The following is a 23381-nucleotide window of genomic DNA, read 5'->3' on the forward strand; positions in this document are numbered from 1 at the left end:
CTCCCATGCGCCTGATTCGCATGTTGCTGTTACCCGTACTGGCCCTGACCACGTTGTCGGCCCATGCCGATGAAAAGGACGTGGCGCGCCTGACCCAGTTGCTGGAGCGCTCCCAGACCCTGACCGCACGCTTTTCCCAGCTGACCCTCGATGGCAGCGGCACCCAACTGCAGGAAACCGCCGGTGAAATGGCCCTGCAGCGTCCTGGCCTGTTCTACTGGCACACCGATGCGCCGGCCGAACAGCTGATGGTGTCCGATGGCAAGAAAGTCTCCCTGTGGGACCCGGACCTGGAGCAGGTCACTATCAAGACCCTCGACCAGCGCCTGACCCAGACCCCGGCCTTGCTACTGTCCGGCGATATCTCCAAGATCAGCCAGAGCTTCGACATCAGTGCGAAGGAAGCCGGTGGCGTGATCGACTTCACCCTCAAGCCCAAGACCAAGGACAGCCTGTTCGATAGCCTGCGCCTGTCGTTCCGCAATGGCCTGGTCAATGACATGCAACTGATCGACAGCGTCGGCCAGCGCACCAACATCCTGTTCACCGGTGTGAAGGCCAACGAGCCGATCGCCGTGTCCAAGTTCAAGTTCGACATCCCCAAGGGTGCCGATGTGATCCAGGAGTAACCCCGTAGCCGCTGTGGGAGCGAGCTTGCTCGCGATAGCGTCGGATCAGTGGGAGTTGCGGTGACTGGCACACCGCTATCGTCGGATCGCCGCCCGGAGCAAGCTCGCTCGCGCAATCGATTGTGGTGTTCAATTGTTTAACTGATCGGCAACAGGACCCGGCGGAGGTTTTGTAAATAATCATGGACCTGTTTCGAAGTGCCCCGATCGCCCAGCCACTGGCTGCCCGCCTGCGTGCGACCAACCTGGACGAGTACGTCGGCCAGGAGCATGTGCTCGCTCGCGGCAAGCCTTTGCGCGAAGCCCTGGAGCAGGGTGCGTTGCACTCGATGATTTTCTGGGGGCCGCCGGGGGTGGGCAAGACCACCCTGGCGCGGCTGCTGGCGGAAGTCTCGGACGCGCATTTCGAAACGGTCTCGGCGGTGCTGGCCGGGGTCAAGGAGATCCGCCAGGCGGTGGAAGTGGCCAAGCAGCAGGCTGGCCAGTACGGCAAGCGCACCATCCTGTTCGTGGACGAAGTGCACCGCTTCAACAAGTCGCAGCAGGATGCGTTCCTGCCCTACGTCGAGGACGGCACGCTGATCTTCATCGGCGCGACCACCGAAAACCCCTCGTTCGAACTCAACAACGCCTTGCTGTCCCGGGCGCGGGTCTATGTGCTCAAGAGCCTCGACGAGGCCGCGATGCGCAAGCTGGTGCAACGCGCATTGACCGAAGAACGAGGCCTGGGCAAGCGCAGGCTGAGCCTCAGCGATGAAGGTTTCCAGATGCTGGTGTCCGCCGCCGATGGCGATGGTCGCCGCCTGCTCAATCTGTTGGAGAACGCGTCGGACCTGGCCGAGGATGACAGCGAGATCGGCGTCGAGCTGCTGCAAAGCCTGCTGGGCGATACCCGGCGGCGTTTCGACAAGGGCGGCGAGGCGTTCTATGACCAGATCTCGGCGCTGCACAAATCCATCCGCGGTTCCAATCCCGATGCGGCCTTGTACTGGTTCGCGCGGATGATCGATGGCGGCTGCGATCCGCTGTACCTGGCGCGGCGGGTGGTACGCATGGCCAGCGAAGACATCGGCAATGCCGACCCGCGGGCCCTGAGCCTGTGCCTGGCGGCCTGGGACGTTCAGGAACGCCTCGGCAGCCCCGAAGGCGAGCTCGCCGTGGCCCAGGCCATTACCTACCTGGCCTGCGCGCCGAAAAGCAACGCGGTGTACATGGGCTTCAAGGCAGCGATGCGCAGCGCCACCGAGCACGGTTCCCTCGAAGTGCCACTGCACCTGCGCAACGCACCGACAAAGCTCATGAAGCAATTGGGCTATGGCGAAGAATACCGTTACGCCCACGATGAGCCGGATGCCTATGCCGCCGGCGAAGACTATTTTCCCGAAGAGCTCGAACCCCAGTCGTTCTATCAGCCGGTGCCCCGTGGCCTCGAGTTGAAGATCGGTGAGAAGCTCAATCACCTGGCGCAACTGGACCGCTCGAGTCCACGGCAGCGGAGAAAACCTTGATTCCCCTGATCCTCGCAGTCTCCGCCGGCGGCATTGTCGGCACCTTGTTGCGTTTCGCCACGGGCAACTGGATCAATGCAAATTGGCCCCGACACTTCTATACCGCGACGCTGGCCGTTAATATCGTGGGCTGTCTGCTGATCGGCGTTCTATACGGTCTGTTTTTGATTCGCCCGGAAGTGCCCATCGAGGTGCGTGCGGGGCTGATGGTCGGCTTTCTTGGCGGCCTGACGACTTTTTCATCCTTTTCACTGGATACGGTGCGCCTGCTGGAAAGCGGGCAGGTGCCGCTGGCCCTGGGCTATGCGGCCATCAGCGTATTCGGCGGGCTGCTCGCCACCTGGGCCGGCCTGTCCCTGACCAAACTTTGATAACGAGAGACCGACATGCTCGATTCCAAACTGTTACGTAGCAACCTTCAGGACGTAGCGGATCGCCTGGCCTCCCGCGGCTTCGTCCTGGATGTCGCGCGCATCGAAACGCTGGAAGAACAGCGCAAGAGCGTCCAGACCCAGACCGAAAAACTGCAGGCCGAGCGTAACGCCATCTCCAAGAGTATTGGCCAGGCCAAGCAGCGCGGCGAAGATATCGCGCCGTTGATGGCGAACGTCGAGAGCATGGGAACCGAGCTCGCCAACGGCAAGATCGCCCTGGACAAGATCCAGACCGAGCTGGATTCGATCCTGCTGGGCATCCCGAACCTGCCCCACGAGTCGGTACCGATCGGCGAAGACGAAGAGGGCAATGTCGAGGTGCGTCGCTGGGGCACGCCAAAGAACTTCGATTTCCCGGTGCAGGACCACGTGGCCCTGGGCGAGAAATTCGGCTGGCTGGATTTCGAGACCGCCGCCAAGCTGTCCGGCGCCCGTTTTGCCCTGTTGCGCGGGCCGATCGCCCGTCTGCACCGGGCCCTGGCACAGTTCATGATCAACCTGCACGTCACCGAGCACGGTTACGAGGAAGCCTACACCCCGTACCTGGTCCAGGCGCCGGCCCTGCAAGGCACCGGCCAACTGCCCAAGTTCGAGGAAGACCTGTTCAAGATCGGTCGTGAAGGCGAAGCCGATCTGTACCTGATCCCCACCGCCGAAGTGTCGCTGACCAACATCGTCGCCGGCGAAATCGTCGATGCCAAGCAACTGCCGATCAAATTCGTGGCCCATACGCCATGCTTCCGCAGCGAAGCCGGCGCATCGGGTCGCGATACCCGTGGCATGATCCGCCAGCATCAGTTCGACAAGGTGGAGATGGTGCAGATCGTCGAGCCTTCGAAATCCATGGACGCGCTGGAGAGCCTCACTGCCAACGCCGAGAAGGTCCTGCAGTTGCTGGAGCTGCCGTATCGCACCCTGGCCCTGTGCACGGGTGACATGGGCTTCAGCGCGGTCAAGACCTACGACCTGGAAGTGTGGATCCCGAGCCAGGACAAGTACCGCGAGATTTCCTCGTGCTCCAACTGCGGCGACTTCCAGGCCCGTCGCATGCAGGCCCGTTACCGCAACCCTGAAACCGGCAAGCCGGAACTGGTCCACACCCTCAATGGCTCGGGCCTGGCGGTGGGCCGTACCCTGGTGGCCGTACTGGAGAACTACCAGCAGGCCGACGGTTCGATCCGCGTGCCTGAGGTGTTGAAGCCCTACATGGGCGGCATCGAGGTCATCGGTTAAATGGATTATCTGCCACTGTTCCATAACCTGCGCGGTAACCGCGTGCTGGTGGTGGGCGGCGGGGAAATTGCCTTGCGCAAATCCCGGCTGCTGGCCGATGCCGGCGCGTTGCTGCGGGTAGTCGCACCCGACATCGAACCGCAGTTGCGGGAACTGGTCAGTGGCAGCGGCGGCGAGTGTGTCCAGCGCGGTTACCTGGAGTCGGATCTGGACGGTTGCGGGCTGATCATTGCCGCCACCGACGACGAACCACTCAATGCCCAGGTCTCGGCCGACGCCCACAAGCGTTGCGTTCCGGTCAACGTGGTGGACGCGCCGGCCCTGTGCAGCGTGATCTTCCCGGCGATCGTCGACCGCTCGCCCTTGGTGATCGCGGTGTCCAGTGGCGGCGACGCGCCAGTGCTGGCGCGGCTGATCCGGGCCAAGCTGGAAACCTGGATTCCCTCGACCTATGGGCAGTTGGCCGGGCTGGCGGCGCGTTTTCGCAATCAGGTCAAGCAACTGTTTCCCGATGTCCAGCAGCGCCGGGCGTTCTGGGAAGAGGTGTTCCAAGGCCCTATCGCCGACCGTCAACTGGCCGGACAAGGCGGCGAAGCCGAGCGCTTGCTGCGGGAAAAGATCGACGGCCAGGCGCCGAACGCGCCGGGCGAAGTCTATCTGGTGGGTGCCGGGCCGGGTGATCCGGACCTGTTGACCTTCCGCGCCTTGCGCTTGATGCAGCAGGCGGACGTGGTGCTGTACGACCGCCTGGTGGCGCCGGCAATCCTCGAACTGTGCCGGCGCGACGCCGAGCGCATCTACGTTGGCAAGCGCCGCGCCGAACACGCCGTGCCTCAGGATCAGATCAACCAGCAATTGGTCGACCTGGCCCGTCAGGGCAAGCGCGTGGTGCGGTTGAAGGGCGGCGATCCGTTCATCTTCGGCCGTGGTGGCGAGGAGATCGAAGAGCTGGCGGCCCATGGCATCCCGTTCCAGGTCGTCCCCGGCATCACCGCCGCCAGTGGTTGCGCGGCCTACGCCGGGATCCCGCTGACCCATCGCGACTACGCCCAATCGGTGCGTTTCATCACGGGCCATCTCAAGGACGGCACTAGCGACCTGCCATGGGCCGACCTGGTTTCACCGGCCCAGACCCTGGTGTTCTACATGGGCTTGGTCGGCCTGCCGATGATCTGCAACGAGCTGATCAAGCACGGTCGCGCGGCGGATACGCCGGCGGCGTTGATCCAGCAAGGCACCACGTCCAACCAGCGGGTCTTTACCGGCACTTTGGCGGACTTGCCACGGCTGGTGGCCGAGCACGAAGTGCATGCGCCGACCCTGGTGATCGTCGGGGAAGTGGTGCAACTGCGCGAGAAGCTGGCCTGGTTCGAAGGGGCTCAGGGGCAGGTCTAGAAGGGCCGAGCTGCCTGCAATCGCGAGCCTGCTCGCGATTGGCCTTCAGAGGCAATAAAAATCTGGATCAATCCTCAGTCCCACGCCAAATCCCTTTCCCACTCAACCTTCCCCGATCATGGGCAACCCTGAAATCCTGCTGCGGCCCCTTGGGTACGATCCCGTTGGGGTTGATGGTCTTGTGGCTGCCATAGTAATGACGCTGGATGTGGGTGAAGTCCACGGTGTCGGCGATGCCCGGCCACTGGTACAGCTCCCGCAGCCAGTTCGACAGGTTCGGGTAGTCGGCAATGCGGCGCAGGTTGCATTTGAAATGGCCGAAATACACCGCGTCGAAACGGATCATGGTGGTAAACAGGCGGATATCCGCTTCGGTGAGGTATTCGCCGGTCAAGTAGCGTTGCAGGCCCAACAGCGCCTCCAGTCGGTCCAGTTCGGCGAACAGCTGGTCGAATGCCTGCTCATAGGCTTGCTGGGTGGTGGCGAAGCCGGCGCGATAGACCCCGTTGTTTACCGCCGGATAGATGCGCTCGTTCAGCGCGTCGATATCGTTGCGCAAGTGTTCGGGGTAGAGGTCCAGGGTATTGCCGGTCAAGCCATCGAACGCACTGTTGAACATGCGGATGATCTCCGCCGATTCGTTGCTGACGATACGTTGCCGTTGTTTGTCCCACAGCGCTGGAACGGTGACGCGGCCGGTATAGTCCGGCGTATCGGCGGTATAGCGCTGGTGCAGGAAACTCAGGTTGTCGAGTTTGTCGCCAGTCGAGCCGTGGGCCTTGTCGAAGGTCCAGCCGTTCTCCAGCATCAGGTAGCTGACCACCGAGACGTCGATCAGCTCTTGCAGGCCCTTGAGCTTGCGCAAGATCAGCGTGCGATGAGCCCAGGGACAGGCCAGGGACACATACAGATGGTAGCGCCCCGGTTCGGCGGCAAATCCACTATCACCCGTGGGACCGGCGCTGCCGTCGGCGGTGATCCAGTGACGGCGTTGCGCCTGTTCGCGCTGGAACGTGCCGTCCTTGCTTTCATACCACTGATCCTGCCAGCGGCCTTCGACTAACAAACCCATCTCGATCTCCTCGGCCAATACACATTGGAGACGAGTCTATTCCGATAGGTTCGAACAAAAAGCGCAAAGGTTGGGCGTTGATGATCGATTAAATCGATCGATCTCGCGCTTCCCAATAGTGCCGGGCCTTCTCGAACGCTTCTTCGCGAGCCTGGCCCAGGCCGCGCAAGGCCAGGGCCATGGTGGCGATCAACGCGAGTCGGGGGTAGCTGTCTTCCACTTCGCCGCGCCAGACCGCCTTGAGGTGTTCGGGGTCGAGGCTTTCAGGCTTGACGTGGCGCTGCTCGGACAGCCGTGGCCATTCCTCATCCCAGCTCGTGCCGCCAGTGGTGCCATACAGATGATTGTCGGCGTCCGGGTTGATCTCGATCTCGCCGCCGTCGCCCTTGATGACGATGGCCGTGTCTCCCAGCAGGCCACTGGCCTGGCGATGCACCGCCTGGTAACCGGGATGGAAGATGCTCTGCAGCCCGCAACGGGCGCCCAGCGGGTTGAGAAGGCGGGCCAGGGAATGGATCGGCGAGCGCAGGCCCAGGGTATTGCGCAGGTCGATCATATGCTGCATCCGGGGTGCCCAGTCCACCAACGGCATGAAGGCCAGGCCACCGTTGTCCAGCGCGGCACCGACCTGTGGCCAGTCGCGGCACAGTGGAATCTGCAGCGATTGCAGCAACTGTTCGGTGTAAAGCCGGCCCGCCGTATGGGCGCCGCCGCCATGCATGAAGATCCGCACCCCGTTCTGTCCCAGGCATTTGGCCGCCAGCAGGTACCACGGCAGGTGACGTTTCTTGCCGGCGTAGGTCGGCCAGTCCAGGTCCACGGCCAGGGCCGGTACCGCCAGGCGCTCGCGCAAGGCTTCGGTGAAGCCGGCCAGTTCCTCGGCGCTTTCTTCCTTGTGTCGCAACAGCATCAGGAAGGCGCCCAGCTGGGTATCCTCGACCGTTTCGTCCAGCACCATGCCCATGGCTTCCCGGGCTTCTTCGCGGGTCAGGTTGCGGGCACCGCGCTTGCCTTTGCCGAGGATGCGCACGAACTGGGCGAATGGGTGTTCGGCCGGGGTCTGGAGGGTCAGCGATGGGAAGTCGGTCATAGGCAGTTCGTCGGTTTGGGCAGGCCCGCCAGCCTGGCGGCGAGTTTGGCGGGCGTGCCTTTGAACAAGCGGTTCAGGTGCAGGCTGTTGCCTTTTTCCGTCCCCAATTTCAGCGCGGTGTACTTGATCAGCGGCCGGGTGGCGGGAGAGAGCTGGAACTCATCGTAGAAGCTGCGCAACAGCTCGAGGATTTCCCAGTGTTCGGGGCCCAGCTCCATGCCTTCGGCAGCCGCCAGGGCAGCGGCCACGTCGGCCGACCAATCGTTGCGGTCGGCCAGGTAGCCGTCCTTGTCCAGCGCGATGGCGCGATCGCCCACGTTCAGCACATTCATAGCCAGGTATTGACCTTGTCATGCCGGACCGACAGTTCGACGAAGGCCGGGTAATCGATGGCCACGATCCAGTCCGCAATCGCCAGGCCACGCGCCTGGGCATCTTCCAGAAGCACGAAGCGCTGCTGATGGAGGGCTTGCAGGGCCTGGAACGGCTGGGTGCCGGGCTGCAACGCATAAGTCGCGTCGCCACACAGCAGCAGCGCATCCTGGCTCCCCAGGATCCGCAGGCAACTGCCGAAGCGCTCGTCGCCGAAAGGCGAATGGGATAACACATGCAAAGTCGACATCAGAGCGTGATCACCTGGTCGTAACGGTCAATGAGAGCGGTGATGTCTTGGGCGGTCAGCACCTTCATGTCGTCCAGCGCCAGGGCCGCGGTGTCGATACCGCGCCGGGCGGCACTGTCGGCGCAGACGAAGAGCGCTTCCACGCCGAACATCGGCAAAGCCTGCAGGTTCGCGCTGAGGTCTTTCTGCTGGACGGCCCTGGCATCCTGGCCGGCGAGCAGCTGGAGCACACCGTCATCGAGAAAGAGCAGGCCAATGGGCAGGTCGAACGCACCACCGGCCAGCACGATATCCAGGGCTTCCCGGGCACCGGGACCCGACCACGGGGACTGGCGGCTGATGAGCAGCAGGGACTTGGCCATCACGCGCCTCCAAAGCAGATCAAACGGTCGGCATCCTGGATCGCATCGTGCAACTGGCCCAACCCGGACAAGGCCCAAGGCGCCTCGACGCTGACCGCCGAACGCTGGTAGCGCCGGGCTTCGTCTTCGTCCAGCACGCCACGGCGCAATGCCGCGGCGATGCACACCACGCCGTCGAGTCGGTTATCGCTGACGAAGGCGCGCCATTGCCGGGGCAAGTCCTGTTCGTCCTGTGGCGTGACCACGCCGCTGTCGGCGTTATGGACGCCGTCCTGATAGAAAAACAGCCGCACGATCTCGTGCCCGCCGGCCAGCGCGGCCTGGGCGAACAGCAAGGCGCGGCGCGAGGAGGGGGCGTGGGCGGCGGAAAACAGCGCGATGGCGAACTTCATGACAGACCCGATGAGCAAAACTGCGGCCATGATAAAGCTTTATGGGCGCAGCGGCGATTGCCAGGCGATTCAACACAAGGGACGTGGTTTGAAGGCTGTGTGGCGAGGGAGTTTAGCGAAACGTCGCGCCACCCCGCGCCAGAGATGATACCCAGTCCATTCGGGCTACTGCTCGAGGCCATGCAGCTCGCAATATTCTTCCCAGTCCATTCCTGCCATTTCCGCCACTTCCTTATGCACTTCCAGGCGCTGCACCTGGTAGTCCTGGGGTGAGGCGGCGGTCAGTTGCAGGGTCAGTTCCCAAGCGAACAGGCCCAGGCGCTCGGCCTCGGCTTCGAACGCTTCATGCAGCCGCTCGGCACGGTACTGCGCCGGTGTCTCGCCCTTGGCCTGGGCCAGCAGCGGGTTGAGGTTATCCAGTTCCACACGCAGTTCGGGACGCTCATCGAGGAATCTGTCCAAGGCCCGTTCATGTTGCTCTTCGCTTGCCGCCATGGTCACTCCTTTGGGATTGCGAGAAGTCTCACAGGTTGCGCGAATCGTTGCCCTCTGTCCCGTATAAATTTGAGTAAAGCAGCACGAAGGCGAGTGTCGCAGTGCTACAGTCCGCTTTTTTTCGATGAGTGAACGCAATGCGAATGTTGACGGTGGCCCTGGCCGCGACCCTGCTGGCCGGCTGCGCAGGCTCGGCGATGAACCAGGCCAGGACGCAAGCCCCTTACAAGACCATGACGTCCGACAAGCCGGAACAGGTCGTGGCCCAGTGCGTGCAGTTTTCCTGGCAGGATGAAGCGGTGTTCGGCGAGGACGCCGGCGCCTACCTGCAACCGGGCAAGAAAGGTGGCTCGACGGTGTATACCCGTTCCGCCGAATCCTTTGTCGACCTGCAGACCGACGCCACCGGCACGACATTGAACTATTACGCCCGGCACGACGATTTCGTGGCCAAGCGCCGGTTGGCGGCGCTGGCGACCTGCTTGTAGAGCGCTCGCACCAACGCTGCGGACTCTGCGCAGAGCCCTCAAACGCTGGCCCGTTTCAGCGAATGATCCGAGTCCTGTCATCGCCAGGGCTCAGGATCATTGGCTCGAACAAAAGCAATGCCCGCTCCGCAGCCCGCTTCCATCCGCATCGCGTATCAATCGGCGGGAAGCAGGCGTTTCTGGAAAAAGAAACGCGTGTGACCCGGTGGGTAGTCGTCGATCTGTCCGCAGGCGGTGAAACCGAGCTTGCGATAGAACGTCGGCGCCTGGAAATCGAAGGTGTCCAGCCAGATACCGATGCAATCCTGCTCCCTCGCCAGGGTTTCGGCCAACTGCATCAGTTCACTGCCCAGGCCTTGTCCCCGAGCCTCTTGCGGCACCGACAACAATTCGATGAACAGCCAGCGATAGAACAGGCGCCCGTAGAGGCCGCCCAGGATCTCATCGCTTTGCTCGTCCCGCACCAGCCATGCCACCAGTTGCGATGCGCCGTCGCCGGCCTGGGAGACGTTGTAGCTGCGCAGCGGCGCCAGGATGGCCTCGCGTTCTTCAGCGGTGGGGGTGTCCGTACGTTCGATTCGCAGCGTCATCGGCGATGTCCTTGGGCATGGGGTGGCAAGCCGTACGAGCCTATCCCAAAGGCTTGCGTGACGTCACCCGGTCGACGGCGCACGGGCGGATTTCGTAAACCGGGCCATACTGCCTGATGCCCTTGATGCGATCCTGACCCTTAAAACAAGAAGAGACCGACTCATGAAGTTCCAATCCTTTGCCCGGATCCTTGTCGCCACCTCCCTGACTTTGAGCGGCTTGCCTGCGCAATCCGCGTCCCAGGCCCCCGTCGCCGCCGAAAATGGCATGGTGGTCACCGCCCAGCACCTGGCGACCCATGTCGGCGTCGATGTGCTCAAGAAAGGTGGCAATGCCGTGGATGCGGCGGTGGCGGTGGGGTATGCCCTGGCGGTGGTGTATCCGGCGGCCGGTAACCTGGGCGGCGGTGGGTTCATGACCCTGCAACTGGCCGATGGGCGCAAGACGTTCCTGGATTTTCGCGAGAAAGCCCCGTTGGCCGCCACCGCCGACATGTACCTGGACAAGGACGGTAACGTCATCCCCGAACTCAGCACCCGCGGGCACCTGGCGGTGGGTGTGCCCGGCACGGTTTCCGGCATGGAACTGGCCCTGCAGAAATACGGCAGCATGTCTCGGGCGGAGCTGATGGCGCCGGCCATCCGTCTGGCCGATGAAGGTTTCACCCTGGAGCAGGGCGATGTGGAACTGCTGGAGACCGCCACCGATCTGTTCAGGAAGGACATGCGCGACTCCGGCGCGATCTTCCTGCATAACGGCGAGCCGATGCAGGTCGGCCAGAAGCTGGTGCAAAAGGACCTCGCCAGGACCCTGCGGGAAATCTCGGCCAAGGGCGCCGACGGCTTCTATAAAGGCTGGGTCGCCGACGCCCTCGTGACGTCCAGCCAGGCCAACAAAGGCATCATCACCCAGGCCGACCTGGACAAGTACAAGACCCGAGAACTGGCCCCGGTGGAGTGTGACTATCGCGGCTACCACATCATCTCGGCGCCACCGCCCAGTTCCGGCGGCGTGGTGCTGTGCCAGATCATGAACATCCTCGATGGCTATCCCATGAAGGAGCTGGGCTTCCATTCGGCCCAGGGCATGCATTACCAGATCGAAGCCATGCGTCACGCCTACGTGGACCGCAACAGCTACCTGGGCGACCCGGACTTCGTGCAGAACCCCATCGACCATCTGCTGGACAAGAACTACGCCGCCAAGCTGCGGGCCGCCATCGAACCGCAGAAGGCCGGTGACTCACAGAAGATCAAGCCCGGCGTGGCGCCCCACGAAGGCAGTAACACCACCCACTATTCGATCGTCGATCGGTGGGGCAACGCGGTTTCGGTCACCTATACCCTCAACGACTGGTTCGGTGCCGGAGTCATGGCGAGCAAGACCGGGGTGATCCTCAACGATGAGATGGATGACTTCACCGCCAAGGTCGGGGTACCCAACATGTACGGCCTGGTGCAGGGAGAAGCCAACGCCATCGCACCGGGCAAGGCTCCGCTGTCGTCCATGAGCCCGACCATCGTCACCAAGGACGGCAAGACTGTCATGGTGGTGGGCACGCCCGGTGGCAGCCGTATCATCACCGCGACCTTGCTGACGATCCTCAATGTCATCGACTACGGCATGAATCTGCAGGAAGCGGTGGATGCGCCGCGCTTCCATCAACAGTGGATGCCGGAAGAAACCAACCTGGAAACCTTCGCCGCCAGCCCCGACACGCAGAAGATCCTCGAAAGCTGGGGGCACAAGTTCGCAGGGCCCCAGGACCCGAACCATATCGCCGCGATCCTGGTGGGCGCCCCGTCGCTGGGAGGCAAGCCGGTGGGCAAGAATCGTTTCTACGGCGCCAACGATCCACGCCGCAATACAGGGCTGTCCCTGGGCTATTGACCATTGGAAGAGCAAGACATGAACACGGCATTGCTGATCATCGACGTCCAGAGCGGGTTGTGTGCCGGCCAAGAAGAGTGCTTCGGCAGTGAACGCCTGGTCCGGACCATCAACGAGCTCAGTGCCAGGGCCCGGGCCCTCGGCTTGCCGGTGATCCTGGTCCAGCATGAAGAACTGGACGGCTCACTGACCTACGGCAGTGCCGCCTGGCAACTGGCCGATGGGCTGGTCACCGGCGCGGACGACCTGCGGGTGCGCAAGACCGCTGCGGATGCGTTCTACCAGACCGATCTGCTGGCCCTGTTGCAGGCCCGGGGCATCGATCGCGTGGTGATTTGCGGGCTGCAGACCGACTACTGCATCAATGCCACGGTGCGCCAGGCGCATGCCCTGGGATACGAGGTGGTCCTGGCCGCCGACGCCCATTCGACGGTGGATAACGGCAGCATGGCGGCCGAACAGATCATCGCCGATCACAACCATCGGCTGGGGCGGCTAAGCAGCGCGGTATCGCGGATCGACGTAGTACCGGTCGCTGAGGTGCGCCTGTAGCAGGCCGTCAGGGCGCGCCGAAGACCATGGTCCAGTAGACCCCCGCATCGCTGCGCGAGTTGCTGGCGGAGGCCGCGCCGACCTGGGTGAACATCGGGTTCATCAAGTTGGCGCAATGCCCGGGGCTGGCGAGCCAGTCGCGCATGGCCTGGCTCGGCGTGCGTTGGCCGGCGGCGATGTTCTCGCCGAGTTTGCGCCCACGAAAGCCGGCGCTCTTGGCCCGGTCGGAGGTGGAGCGGCCATCGGGGTCGCGGTGGGAGAAGTAGTTGCCACGCGCCATGGCCCGGCTGTGACCTTCGGCAGCGGTGCCCAGCGCGGCATTCCAGCTCAACGGTCGAGCCGCCGCGAAGCGCTGGCGACCACACATCCGGGGCTTGGCCCTGGCGGCATTGACCTGGGCCAGCAGTGATTTGTCCGCCGGCGCCTCGTCACTCATGCGCGCACCGCCCAAGGGCTGCGCCAATACCACGCGCCATTCATCCCCGATCCGATTGATGCCAATGTCCGCGTACTGGCTGTCCAGTAGCGCCGAGCAATGTTCTTCCGCCAGTATCTCGAACGCTTCGTCGGCATCCCGTGCGTCGGTCAGGCGGATGCTGCGCACGGTCCGGGCCTGGTAGCCTTCGTCCATCAGGGTTTCGCGCAGACCGCCCCGAAAGCCGATCGGCAAGGCCAGCTTGGCACGCAACACCAGGGGCGGGGCGGCGCGCATCGTTCGCCATTCGCATCGATGGGACTGGCTGCGGTAGTCATTGATGGCGTTCACCAGTTGCCCTTCACCCCGGGCATGGGCCGGGCTGGCGGACAGAGGAAGCAGGAACGGGAGACACAGCGAGGCAAAACGGCGAGAGAGAACCGAGTGGCGCATGAATGAACAGCTCTGGAGGACGGGATTGCTGGAACGCCGCGGAGGGCGCCGATCAGCCCGCAAACCTGTGGTTCCGGGCTGGGGTAGGACTGTGGATTTTCAAACTGGTTTCAGAAGGGGCGAGGATTAAATGCATGACGCCTGAATGCCGCCCTGTCGCAAGGGCGCCCAGGGGGGGCGATGCGGGAGCGGGGGACGGGAGAGAATGGCATTCACTTCGCTGCTTCGGCCATCGGCGCCTTGATCCGCTCGGCCTTGCGCCAGGTCAGCAACACGATGCCTGTCACCACGATCGCGCCGCCGAGCACCTGGCCGGGATTGAGCATCTGGTCCAGCACCAGCCAGCCGATGAGCAGGGTCGCCAGCGGTTCGATGTTCATCACCGGCGCATTGCGCGGCATGTCCAGGCGCGGCACGCACATGAACAGCACGATGAACCCTGTGCCATAGAGCACCACCAGCGTGGCCAGGGCCAACCAGCCCACATGGGTCGCGGGCAGGTCGAGGCCGCCGGGCAGGGCGCCCGTCAGGCCGGCCAGGTTGACGCTGCTGAACACGATGAAAATCGTCAGCAGGCTGCGCACCGAGCCGCGCACCTGGGACAGCTTGTGATCGGTGATCCACAACGCACACGCGAAGACGCACGCGGCGCAGAATGCCAGGCCGACGCCCAGCAGCCATTGCGGGCCGACATCCGCCTGGGACGACAATCGCGACGGCACCTCCAGCACGAACACCAGGCCGACCAGGATCATGCCCATCAAGGCCGCCGTCCGGGCGGTGGGGCGGGGGCCGCCAAGGGCCCAGGTCAACAGGGCCAGCAGGATCGGAAACAGGTTGCCCACCAACAGCGCCAGCGCCACCGGCACTCGCGCCACGGCTGAATACAGGCAAAGGCTCTGGGCAGCGATCAACAGGCCGAGGACCAGTTGCCAGCGCCATGCGCCGACCGGCAGGCGCAAGCTCTGCCGTTGCCACAGAACGATGGTTGCCAGTACCAACAGCGTCCCGCCCGAGCGCAGCAGGATCGCCAGCAACACCCCGGCACCGTCATCGAAAGCCGCCCGCGCCGCGACATGGTTGCCGGCGAAGGCGCAGCCCATGCACAACAGGATCAGCACCGCGAGGTGACGGGGAAACGGGGTGGGGGTGTCGGCAGAGGAGCGGGTCATGGCAGATATCTCAAAGGCGGGACGCCGAGGCGGATAGGCTTCGGACAATTTTTAGTTATAGGTTGTCGTACGACTTGGTCTTGTACCGAAACAGACGCAAAGAGACAAGTCTCGAATCCCGAGGGCGTGCACCGTCAACCTCGAGCCGTGGACACCCCGCGTCGTGGGGCAAGGGGTGCAGAGGGCCTGACTTTCCGCGGATACCGACGCGTCCATCGGCGATTTGCTGTACAACAACTGACCGCTGCGTTGTTTTCCGCTCCGGTCCATCTGACCTTCTCACGGAGCGACCCATGCGCCTGGCCGATTTCATCGAGCACAATATCGAACCGATCCTCCAGGCTTGGGAAGATTTCGCCAGGACCATAACGCCGGCTTCGATCGGCATGGATTCGGTGGCACTGCGCGACCATGCCGAGCAAATGTTGCGGGCCATCGCCATTGACTTGCGCACCGCCCAGACCACCGAGGAGCAGATCGCCAAATCCCACGGCGACGCCCCGGCGACGGATGTCGAAACCGCGGCCGAAACCCACGCCGTCATTCGCCAGTCCTCCGGTTTCACCGTGGAACAGATGGTCTCGGAATACCGTGCGCTACGCACCAGTGTGTTGATGCTGTGGATGCCGCAGGCCCCGTTGCAGCAAGAGCAGGCGATGTCCGATGTGATTCGCTTCAACGAGGCCGTGGACCAGGCCTTGGCGGAGTCCGTCGTGAGCTACTCGGGGGCGGTGGATGCGGCGCGCAATATGTTTCTCGGGATCCTCGGGCATGATCTGCGCAGCCCGTTGGGTGCCATCCTGCTGGGCTCTGAAGTGCTCCTGCGCGCGGGCGACCTGCCTGCCAAGGCCACCAAGATTTCTTCGCGCATCTACACCAGTGTCAAGCGTGCCAACAAGATCGTCGGCGATCTGCTGGATTTCACCCGCACCCAGCTGGGGGCCGGCATACCGGTGCAGCGCTTCAGGGGAGACCTGGTCGCGGCGTGCGAAGGCATGGTGGAGGAGGCGCGCGCCTACCATCCGGAAAGCACCATCCTCTTCGAACCGCGTGGTGCCCTCGACGGGATGTTCGACCCGGCGCGAATGGAGCAGGTGTTCTCCAACCTGATCGGCAATGCCGTGCAGCATGGGACAGAAGGCGCACCGATCACGGTTTCCCTGAGCCGGGAAGGGGATGAAGGGGTCATTGCGATCAATAACCAAGGCAAGATCATTGAAAAAGATGCCCTTGCCAGCATTTTCAATCCCCTGGTCCGTCAACTGCGCAGCGGTGACATGCAATACGGACCCACGGCTGGCCTGGGGCTGGGACTTCACATCGCCTCGGCGATCGTATCGGCCCACCAGGGCACTATCGAGGTACATTCCCAAGCGCGGGCCGGCACTACGTTCACTGTACGCATCCCGCTCAGCCAGGCTTGAGGCGTATGGCGGGACGCAGGATATTAACTTGTACGATGTCTTATCACGCGGTAAAACTGGCGTCCCCGTCCAATAATAATTAACGGAGACGTACGATGGATCCTTCACAACCTTCAATCACCGATCAGCAGCGCCGGCTCTTCCTGAAAAAATCCCTGGTGGTCTCGGCCGCCGCCGCCACCCTGGGGAACCTGCCCGGGCTCACCCAGGCCGAGCCGTTGAGCCAACGGTATCCGGACCCCCTGGTGAATGTCCTGGACCCCAGCTTCATGGACCTGCGCATTTTCAACGCCAGTGTGGAAAAGCTCGCCACCGGCCTGCGCTGGGCGGAAGGGCCGGTATGGATCGGCGATGGTCGCTACCTGCTGGTCAGCGACATCCCCAACAATCGCATCATGCGCTGGGATGAGGTTACGGGCAGCCTGTCGGTGTATCGCGAGAACGCCAACTTCTCCAATGGCATGTGTCGCGATCGCCAGGGACGGCTGCTGGTGTGCGAAGGGTCCACTACATCCAGCGAAGGCCGGCGCGTCACCCGTACCGAGCACAACGGTACGATCACCGTGCTGGCGGACAGTTTCGACGGCAAGCCTTTCAACTCGCCCAACGACATCGTCTGCAAACGCGATGGCTCGGTTTGGTTCACCGACCCACCGTTCCAGACCGGCAATAACTATGAAGGGCACAAGGTCACTCCCGTCCAGCCTCATGCGGTCTATCGCATCGATGGCGAGACCGGCAAGGTCAGCCGGGTGATCGATGACTTGGCGGGCCCCAACGGCCTGTGCTTTTCCCCGGACGAAAAAATCCTCTACGTGGTCGAAGGCCGGGCCAAGCCCAACCGCCTGGTCTGGGCGATCACGGTCAAGGACGATGGCACCCTGGGGGAGCGCCGCAAGCATATCGAAGGCCTGGATTACGCGGCCATCGACGGACTCAAGTGCGACGAGAGCGGCAACCTCTGGTGCGGTTGGGGCGGTAACGGCGACCCCAGGGCCGACCTGGAGAAACTCGACGGCGTGCGGGTGTTCGATCCGCAAGGCAAGGCCATCGGGCATATTTCCCTGCCGGAGCGCTGCCCCAATGTGTGCTTCGGCGGACGTGAGGGCAACCGGCTGTTCATGGCTGGCAGCCACTCGCTGTACTCGCTGTTCGTGAACACCCGGGGTGCGACGTTCGCCTGAAGTCCAGGCATCGCGGATCGGTTGTCGCAGGCGCCACTTGCCGAGCCCGACGGCGACCTCTCGTTCATCGATCGGTCGCCGACTGGAGCGCGCAGCTCCATAGTTCCACAGCCGGTCGAGCCTGGCTAGCCGGTCCCAGCCAATGGCTCATCGGCTGGCAGTGTCCGGCATGACACAGCTGGTAGTCACCGGCTTGGGGCGTGCGCCCCAGCGTCAGCGGTTGCAGCGGTGGCAGTTGGCGATGGAAGCGCCAACTGCCATTTGCCAGCCGGGCACCTTCGGGAATTTCCATGCCGGCCCCATTGCCCTTGACCCTGGCCTCGCCCAGGACCAGGCCTTCTTCGGTGATGTGATAGTCCTCTTCCCAGCGGATCTTTTCGATGGTGTGATCCCAGGCCAGCGTGAAGTCGCGCAGCTCCAGTTGCGCCCAGACTGCGCCGGAGAGTCCCAGGCATAGGCCAATCAAGCCAAGGCCCGCCCGACACGGCGGGCACGCCAGAGGTGTTGGCCGATCAACAGCGCACCCAGGACAAAGCCGATTTCATCGGTCAGCGGCAGCGCCACCACCAGCAGTGCGCCGGCGGCAAAACATGCCAGCCGTTCCAGGAGGGGCATCTTCTGTTGCAGGAAACCGGTGGATGCCATTCCCCACAGGCCGACGGCGAGCAGTGTCTTGACCAGCATGTAGGCGGTCATCCACAAGTTGTCGCCCTGAAGCATCAGCGCCGGGTTGTAGACCGTCATGAACGGTATGACGAAACCGGCGAGGGCGATACGTACGGCCCAGAAGCTGATCTTCAGGCCGCTTTCCCTGGCAATGGGCGCGGCGGCGAAGCAGGCCAGGGCCACCGGCGGTGTCAGGTCGGCGAGAATGCCGAAGTAGAATACGAACATGTGTGACACGATCAGCGGCACCCCCAGCTCCAGCAAGGCGGGCGCGGCGATCGAGCTGGTGATGATGTAGTTGGGAATGGTCGGGATGCCCATGCCCAGCACCAGGCAGGTGAGCATGGTCAGGATCAGTGACAGCAGGAGGTTGTCCTTGCCGATGGCGAGGATGTAACCCGCAAAAGTGGACGCGACGCCGGTCAGGGAAACCACGGCGATGATGCTGCCGACCAGGGCGCAGGCGATTCCTACCGGCACGGCGTGGCGGGCACCGTCGACCAGGGCATGCAAGCAGATGACCAGGGTTTCCCGGGTGCCTTGCATGAACCAGCAGGCCATCACCAATACAGCGATGACTGCAAAGACGATACCGATCCCCAACTGGAAAAAACCGACGCAGAAAATACCCAGCGCGACCCAGAACGCACAGCGCAGGGCATAGTTCGAGACTTTCAGGATGATCGCCGAGCCGAGGATCACGATAGCCGTCAATGCCAACCCCACCATGCCGGAAAACAGTGGTGTGCGTCCGGAAAAGAGCAGGTAGACCAGCACCGCGAGCGGGATCAGCAGATACCAGTTCTCCTTGACCGCGCTCCAGGCGCTCGGGCATTGGTCCTTGGGCAGGCCTTTGAGATCGGAGCGTTTGGCCTCCAGGTGCACCATCCAGAATACCGAGCCGAAATACAGGCATGCCGGTATCAAGGCCGCCTTGGCAATTTCCACGAAGGGCACGTTGATGGTCTCGGCCATGATGAACGCCACGGCGCCCATCACCGGTGGCATGATCTGGCTGCCCATGCTGGCCGTCGCTTCCACGCCACCGGCGAACGCAGCCTTGTAGCCGAAGCGCTTCATCAACGGGATGGTGAACTGCCCGGTGGTCACCACGTTGGCGATGCCCGAACCGGTGATGGTGCCCATCAATGCCGATGACACCACCGACACCTTCGCCGGGCCGCCCAGCTTGTGGCCGAACAGGCCCATGGAAAAGTCGGTGAACAGTTTGATCATGCCGGCCTTTTCCAGGAAGGCGCCGAACAGGATGAAGAGGAAGATATAGGTGGCCGATACATAGGTCGGCGTGCCGTAGAGCCCTTCGGTACCAAACGCCAACTGGTTGATGATCTGGTCCAGGCCATAACCGCGATGGGCCAGGTCGCCCGGCAGGTATTCGCCGAACAGGCCATAGGCCAGGAACAGGCCGCAGATGATCGGCAGGGCGATGCCCATCACGCGCCGTGCGGCTTCGAACACCAGGATGATCAGGAGACTGCCGATGACCATGTCGGTCGTGGTCAGGTCGCCGGAGCGCTGGATCAGGTCGGCTTCGAATATCCATTGGTATAGAGCCGTCGCCACGCCCGCCAGGCTCAAGGCCCAGGCCAGTGGCTGCCACGGTCGTTGTTTTCCGTAGGCCGGGTAGCTGAGAAATACCACCCACAATAGAAAACCAACATGCACAGCCCGTAATACGATGCTGGACACTGGGGAAAAGGCCGCCGTGATGATCTGGAATACGGAAAACAGCAGTGCCACGCAAAACAGGGCCTTGGGCCAATCCCGAGGATCTGCGGGGATGCCGTGCTGGTCTTCACTCATAGGTACCTGCCTGTTGTCTGCAGCGGGTGCGGAACGCAATGCTGCAACGGCGCGGTGCCATTGCAGCCCGGGAAACTACAGTGCGCCCACTTCCTTGTAGTAGCGCTCGGCACCGGGGTGCAGGGCGATCGGCAGGTTCTTCGCGGCGTTTTCGAGGGAAATGTCCTTGGCTGCCGAATGGGAGGTGCCCAGGCGATTGAGGTTGTCGAACAGCAGCTTGGTCATTTGATAAGCCACTTCGTCCGGCACGTCCTCGCGAGTCACCAGGATGTTGGTGATGGCAACAGTGGGCACTGCGTCGGCCTGTCCGTCGTAGGTATTGGCGGGGATCTGGGCACTCTGGTAAGCCGGGTTGCCTATTTTTCCTATCACATCGGCCGGAATCGACACGTAGTTCAGCGCCATTGTTGACGCCAGGTCGCGAATGGCCGCCATGCCCAGGCCGGAGGACTGCAGCGTGGCATCCAACTGGCGGTTCTTGATCAGGTCCACCGACTCGGCGAAGGGCAGGTACTGCACCTTCATATCGTCGTACGTCAGGCCCGCAGCCTTGAAGATCGCCCGGGCATTGAGCTCGGTGCCGGATTTCGCCGCGCCGACCGAAACGGTCTTGCCCTTGAGATCGGCCAAGGTCTTGATGCCCGACTCCTGGCTGGCGACGATCTGGATGTAGTTGGGGTAGGCTCCGGCGATGGCCCGCAACTTGGTCAAGGGGGCCTTGAAGCCAGCGTCTTCCACGCCATTGCTGGCGTCCGCCACCGAATCGCCCAGGGCAAAGGCCAATTCCCCGCGTCCGGCTTGGAGCAGGTTCAGGTTCTCCACCGAAGCCTTGGTAGCCTGGACCGAAGTCTTGGAATCCTTGATGCCGCTGCTGTAGATCTGGGAGAGCCCGACCCCGATCGGGTAATAGACACCGCTGGTGCCCCCGGTCAGTATGTTGATGTACACCGGGGCTGCGTAGGCCGTGCTGGCCACCATCAAGGCTGCGGCGGTGGCCAGGGAGATGAAGTGCTTGTTGATTTGCATGGGGAGACTCTCCGTCTTGTTATGGCTTTATGCAGAGTCTTTCCACTGTAGTTGAAACGGGCCTGATGGCGAGTCGATAAAGCCCATGTGCCTGGTCAGGTCATACCGGAACCTGGCGCCGCACTGCTGCCGCGCACCGTCAACTCGAACGGCAGCAGCACATGCCGCTGTGGGATGGGCTTGTTCTCGATCAGGGCGATCAGCATGTCCACGGCCATCTGGCCGAAGGTTTCGGCCGGTTGGGAAATGGTGGTCAGGGGCGGATCGCAATACGCCGCGAAAGGGATGTCGTCGAACCCCACCAGGGAAATGTCGTCGGGCACCCGCAGGCCCGTCTGCTTGATGCGCTTGAGGGCGCCGATGGCCATCTCGTCGTTTTCGCAGAACAGCGCACTGGGGCGCTCGGCCAGTGCGAGCATCGCGCCGGCACCCTCGAATCCGGCCTTGAGGGTGAAGTCGCCATGGCAGATCAGCTCGGGGTCGATGGCGATGCCGGCGTCGTGCAAGGCGTCCTGATAACCGGCCACGCGGTCGAGGGTCAACGGACTGCTGCGCGGCCCCTTGATGATGCCGATGCGGCGGTGGCCGAGCCCGAGCAAGTATTCGGTCATGGCCCGGGCGGCGCTGCGGTTGTCCAGGCTGATGGTGGGGTAGGAAGCGCCCTTGACCACTTCGCAGGCGTTGACCAGGGGCAGCGGGTCGGTGCCGGGGGGCAGTGATACGAAAGGGTCGCAGGCGCGCAGTTGTATGACCCCATCGGCCTGATGGGCGTAGACCAGCGCGGCAAAGGTCTGCTCGATGTCTTCCCGGCCCTGGGTGTCGCACAGCAGCAATCGGTAACCCGCCGCCTGCGCCGCCTGTTGGGCGCCGCTGATGACCCGGGCGAAAAAGGTATTGGCAATGGTCGGGACCAGGATCACCAGGTTACCGGTTCGCCGGGACCGAAACTGCACGGCCATCAGGTTCGGTCGATAGCCGGCCTGTTCCACCGCCGCGTTCACCTTGTCCCGCGTCTGGGGCAGCACCCGCTCCGGGGATTTCAGCGCTCTGGACACCGTGGCCACGGAAACGCCAGCCAGCCGGGCCACTTCACGAATATTGGACAAACGCACCTCGACGCAGCGCCAGGAAATAGGGGCACGGCTGCGCAGCTTACCGCAGGTTGGACGGCGCACAAACGTCCGGGGGGCGTCCCTCCTGGATTTGACACGGCACGAAACCGGGCCTAGATTCGGCCATGATGTAACCGGTTACATTCCATATCAATCCTGCATGAGAGCGTCGTGATGAACCCTGTGGCACCCAAAATAAGAATGGGCTTCGTGGGCGGTGGAGAGGGCGCTTTCATCGGCCAGGCCCATCGCCAGGCCGCCGGCCTGGACGGCGGCTTCGAACTGGTGTGCGGTGCGTTCAGCCGCGACCCCCATAACAACCGGCAGACCGGCGCGTCCCTGGGGCTGCCCGCCTCCCGTTGCTATCACGACTGGCAGCAAATGCTCGATGCCGAAGCGGTGCTGCCTCTGGATCAGCGCATGGAACTGCTGGTGATCGTCACCCCCAATCACCTCCATGCCCCCATTGCCAGCCAGGCACTGAAGGCCGGTTTCCATGTGTTCAGCGAAAAACCCGCCGGGCTGGACCTCAAGCAATTGCTGGCGCTCAAGGACGATCTGCGAGGCAGCCGCTGCCTCTACGGTCTGGCCCACACCTACCTGGGCTATCCCATGGTCTGGCAGGCCCGGGAAATGGTGCGCTCGGGTGTCATCGGCAGGGTGCGCAAAGTGTTCGTCGAGTATCCCCAGGGCTGGCTCAGCCAGGACCTCGCCGGGCAAGGCAACAAGCAGGCCGAGTGGCGCGACGACCCGGCCCGGTCCGGGCTGGGCGGTTGCATCGGGGACATAGGCACCCATGCGTTTTCCCTGGCGGAGTTCGTCGCGGACCAGCCGATCCAACATCTGTGCGCCGCGTTGGGCACCCATGTCCCAGGTCGGCAACTCGATGACGATGTCGCCATGTTGTTCCGGATGGAAGGCGGCGCCAGTGGCGTGTTGCTGGCCAGCCAGGTCTGCAGCGGTGAAGAGAATCCGCTGAAGATCCGCGTCTATGGCGACAAGGGCGCCCTGGAATGGCGCCAGGAAGAACCTTCGAGCCTGATTCATCGTGCCGTCGACCAACCCTTGCGCATCCTGCGCAGTGGTGTCGGCCAGCCTTGGCTGAGCGAAGCGGCGACGCGACGCATGCGTTTGCCGGCCGGGCACCCCGAGGGCTACCTGGAAGCCATGGCGAACCTCTATGGCGATTTCGCCCGGGCCATTCGCGAGCGGGTCGAAGGCCCCGACGTGCCTGGCGTACCCGGCATCGAGACCGGCCTGCGCACCATGGCATTCATCGAGGCCGCCATCATCAATCATCGCGGCGAGGCGAAGTGGACCGCGCTGGAAACCGGAGAATCGCTGTTGTGAAA

General features: G+C 63.2%; 25 protein-coding genes. 11 read left to right on the forward strand and 14 right to left on the reverse strand.

Features of this window, described 5'->3' with window-relative positions; translation table 11 throughout:
* Positions 1-5: 5 nt before the first annotated feature.
* The 5 genes from lolA (at position 6) to cysG (ending at position 5199) form a co-directional block, all read left to right on the forward strand.
* A complete protein-coding gene (gene lolA, locus BW992_RS17275) occupies positions 6-629 on the forward strand; it encodes an outer membrane lipoprotein chaperone LolA (RefSeq protein WP_076406813.1) in 624 nt (207 codons plus the stop codon).
* 182 nt (positions 630-811) lie between these two features.
* Positions 812-2137, forward strand: a complete 1326-nt coding sequence (locus BW992_RS17280) for a replication-associated recombination protein A (RefSeq protein WP_072392890.1) — start codon at positions 812-814, stop codon at positions 2135-2137.
* The gene (gene crcB, locus BW992_RS17285; protein WP_072392893.1) at positions 2134-2508 is read left to right on the forward strand and encodes a fluoride efflux transporter CrcB; all 375 of its coding nucleotides are present in this window, start codon (positions 2134-2136) and stop codon (positions 2506-2508) included. Before BW992_RS17280 ends, crcB begins: the two co-directional genes overlap by 4 nt.
* A gap of 15 nt (positions 2509-2523) precedes the next feature.
* Positions 2524-3804: a serine--tRNA ligase gene (serS, locus tag BW992_RS17290; protein ID WP_072458335.1), complete on the forward strand. Its 1281-nt coding sequence runs from the start codon at positions 2524-2526 to the stop codon at positions 3802-3804.
* Positions 3805-5199, forward strand: a complete 1395-nt coding sequence (gene cysG / locus BW992_RS17295; RefSeq protein ID WP_072430638.1) for a siroheme synthase CysG — start codon at positions 3805-3807, stop codon at positions 5197-5199. It abuts the gene before it with no gap.
* Between the two features lie 67 nt (positions 5200-5266).
* Here the strand turns inward: cysG and BW992_RS17300 are convergent, their stop codons facing one another.
* The 7 genes from BW992_RS17300 to BW992_RS17330 all read right to left on the reverse strand — a co-directional run bounded on the left by BW992_RS17300 (position 5267) and on the right by BW992_RS17330 (position 9232).
* Entirely contained in the window at positions 5267-6271 is a 1005-nt protein-coding gene (locus BW992_RS17300) for a glutathione S-transferase family protein (RefSeq protein WP_072458336.1), read from the reverse strand.
* A gap of 88 nt (positions 6272-6359) precedes the next feature.
* Positions 6360-7361 (reverse strand): glycosyl transferase family protein, encoded by a 1002-nt coding sequence (locus BW992_RS17305; RefSeq protein WP_072392905.1) that lies wholly within the window; start codon positions 7359-7361, stop codon positions 6360-6362.
* Positions 7358-7693, reverse strand: a complete 336-nt coding sequence (locus tag BW992_RS17310; RefSeq protein WP_072392908.1) for a TusE/DsrC/DsvC family sulfur relay protein — start codon at positions 7691-7693, stop codon at positions 7358-7360. Before BW992_RS17310 ends, BW992_RS17305 begins: the two co-directional genes overlap by 4 nt.
* Positions 7690-7983: a sulfurtransferase complex subunit TusB gene (gene tusB / locus BW992_RS17315; RefSeq protein WP_072458337.1), complete on the reverse strand. Its 294-nt coding sequence runs from the start codon at positions 7981-7983 to the stop codon at positions 7690-7692. Before tusB ends, BW992_RS17310 begins: the two co-directional genes overlap by 4 nt.
* Positions 7983-8345 (reverse strand): sulfurtransferase complex subunit TusC, encoded by a 363-nt coding sequence (tusC, locus tag BW992_RS17320; protein WP_076406814.1) that lies wholly within the window; start codon positions 8343-8345, stop codon positions 7983-7985. The genes tusB and tusC overlap by 1 nt, the downstream gene beginning before the upstream one ends.
* Complete coding sequence (gene tusD, locus BW992_RS17325) at positions 8345-8737, reverse strand: sulfurtransferase complex subunit TusD (protein ID WP_072393073.1); 393 nt, start codon at positions 8735-8737, stop codon at positions 8345-8347. Before tusD ends, tusC begins: the two co-directional genes overlap by 1 nt.
* 165 nt (positions 8738-8902) lie before the next feature.
* Positions 8903-9232, reverse strand: a complete 330-nt coding sequence (locus tag BW992_RS17330; protein ID WP_076406815.1) for a DUF6388 family protein — start codon at positions 9230-9232, stop codon at positions 8903-8905.
* 137 nt (positions 9233-9369) lie between these two features.
* Here BW992_RS17330 and BW992_RS17340 point away from each other — a divergent pair, with 137 nt between their 5' ends.
* Complete coding sequence (locus tag BW992_RS17340; RefSeq protein ID WP_072458339.1) at positions 9370-9720, forward strand: hypothetical protein; 351 nt, start codon at positions 9370-9372, stop codon at positions 9718-9720.
* A gap of 155 nt (positions 9721-9875) precedes the next feature.
* Here BW992_RS17340 and BW992_RS17345 read toward each other — a convergent pair whose 3' ends face one another.
* A complete protein-coding gene (locus BW992_RS17345) occupies positions 9876-10310 on the reverse strand; it encodes a GNAT family N-acetyltransferase (protein WP_072392923.1) in 435 nt (144 codons plus the stop codon).
* Positions 10311-10473: 163 nt separating this feature from the next.
* Between BW992_RS17345 and ggt the strand changes: the two genes are divergently transcribed.
* Both ggt and BW992_RS17355 read left to right on the forward strand, forming a co-directional pair.
* Entirely contained in the window at positions 10474-12201 is a 1728-nt protein-coding gene (gene ggt / locus BW992_RS17350) for a gamma-glutamyltransferase (RefSeq protein WP_076406816.1), read from the forward strand.
* 18 nt (positions 12202-12219) lie between these two features.
* Positions 12220-12753 (forward strand): cysteine hydrolase family protein, encoded by a 534-nt coding sequence (locus BW992_RS17355; RefSeq protein ID WP_072392929.1) that lies wholly within the window; start codon positions 12220-12222, stop codon positions 12751-12753.
* A gap of 7 nt (positions 12754-12760) precedes the next feature.
* Here the strand turns inward: BW992_RS17355 and BW992_RS17360 are convergent, their stop codons facing one another.
* On the reverse strand, positions 12761-13621 hold the full coding sequence (locus tag BW992_RS17360) for a CAP domain-containing protein (protein ID WP_072392932.1): 861 nt from the start codon (positions 13619-13621) through the stop codon (positions 12761-12763).
* A 212-nt stretch (positions 13622-13833) separates the two neighbouring features.
* Positions 13834-14724, reverse strand: coding sequence for an EamA family transporter (locus BW992_RS17365; RefSeq protein ID WP_231991134.1), 891 nt, complete (start codon positions 14722-14724; stop codon positions 13834-13836).
* A gap of 362 nt (positions 14725-15086) precedes the next feature.
* Here BW992_RS17365 and BW992_RS17370 point away from each other — a divergent pair, with 362 nt between their 5' ends.
* Both BW992_RS17370 and BW992_RS17375 read left to right on the forward strand, forming a co-directional pair.
* Complete coding sequence (locus BW992_RS17370; RefSeq protein WP_072392938.1) at positions 15087-16217, forward strand: sensor histidine kinase; 1131 nt, start codon at positions 15087-15089, stop codon at positions 16215-16217.
* Between the two features lie 95 nt (positions 16218-16312).
* Positions 16313-17401 (forward strand): SMP-30/gluconolactonase/LRE family protein, encoded by a 1089-nt coding sequence (locus BW992_RS17375; protein ID WP_076406817.1) that lies wholly within the window; start codon positions 16313-16315, stop codon positions 17399-17401.
* 64 nt (positions 17402-17465) lie between these two features.
* On the opposite strand, the gene BW992_RS17380 is transcribed toward BW992_RS17375, so the two are convergent.
* From BW992_RS17380 to BW992_RS17395, 4 genes are all read right to left on the reverse strand, one after another.
* A complete protein-coding gene (locus tag BW992_RS17380) occupies positions 17466-17867 on the reverse strand; it encodes a DUF1850 domain-containing protein (RefSeq protein WP_072392944.1) in 402 nt (133 codons plus the stop codon).
* The gene (locus BW992_RS17385) at positions 17864-19891 is read right to left on the reverse strand and encodes a TRAP transporter permease (RefSeq protein WP_072392947.1); all 2028 of its coding nucleotides are present in this window, start codon (positions 19889-19891) and stop codon (positions 17864-17866) included. The genes BW992_RS17380 and BW992_RS17385 overlap by 4 nt, the downstream gene beginning before the upstream one ends.
* 75 nt (positions 19892-19966) lie before the next feature.
* Positions 19967-20869, reverse strand: coding sequence for a TAXI family TRAP transporter solute-binding subunit (locus BW992_RS17390; protein ID WP_442961965.1), 903 nt, complete (start codon positions 20867-20869; stop codon positions 19967-19969).
* Between the two features lie 143 nt (positions 20870-21012).
* The gene (locus BW992_RS17395) at positions 21013-22023 is read right to left on the reverse strand and encodes a LacI family DNA-binding transcriptional regulator (protein WP_076407351.1); all 1011 of its coding nucleotides are present in this window, start codon (positions 22021-22023) and stop codon (positions 21013-21015) included.
* Positions 22024-22203: 180 nt separating this feature from the next.
* On the opposite strand from BW992_RS17395, the gene BW992_RS17400 reads away from it, so the two are divergent.
* Positions 22204-23379 carry a Gfo/Idh/MocA family protein gene (locus tag BW992_RS17400; protein WP_072458341.1) on the forward strand — a complete coding sequence of 392 codons (1176 nt, stop codon included), beginning with the start codon at positions 22204-22206 and terminating at the stop codon, positions 23377-23379.
* The last annotated feature ends 2 nt before the right edge of the window (positions 23380-23381 follow it).

Origin of the sequence: Pseudomonas sp. 7SR1 (genome assembly GCF_900156465.1) — a bacterium.
GTDB lineage: Bacteria > Pseudomonadota > Gammaproteobacteria > Pseudomonadales > Pseudomonadaceae > Aquipseudomonas.